Annotated in this window: 1 pseudogene; it reads right to left on the bottom strand. The window is 78.3% G+C overall.

The window, feature by feature from the left end:
- Positions 1-249, bottom strand: a pseudogene (locus ACSNOD_RS31750) (hypothetical protein); the annotation flags it as partial.
- Positions 250-456 lie beyond the last annotated feature (207 nt).

Consider the following 456-nt stretch of genomic DNA (forward strand, 5'->3'; position numbering starts at 1 on the left):
GGTCCAGGAGGGCGCGGGGGGCGGGTCGCCGCCGCGCATCAGGGCCACCGCGGCGCCCGGCGCGGCGCGGCGGGGGCGCTCCCCCACGTGCGACGTGCAGCTGAGCCACTGCACGTCGACGCCGGCCTGCTCCAGGGCGCGGGTGCCGGTCTGGTCCGTGGTGAGCGCCACGGCGACCGTGCTCAGGCCGCCGCTCGCGGAGGGGTCGCACGCGACGAGGGCGGTCGCGGCGCCGGCGGTGGCGGCCACCGCGAGCGCGATCCGCGTCTTTCGCCGTGGCGTGCGGGGCCACTTGCGTGGCGTGCGGGCTGTACGTGGCGTGCGTTCGGGGTGTGAGCGCGTCCATGGCCGCATGTACGGCAGCGTGCCATTGGGGGGTGGGGCGCCGGAAGGGTACGTGCGGTGGGGTTCGTAGCGCGGGGGCGCCCTCCGGGCGGGTTCGCGCGACGTCCACGT

The sequence above is a fragment of the Streptomyces sp. URMC 123 genome (assembly GCF_051386515.1).
Classification (GTDB): Bacteria; Actinomycetota; Actinomycetes; order Streptomycetales; family Streptomycetaceae; genus Streptomyces.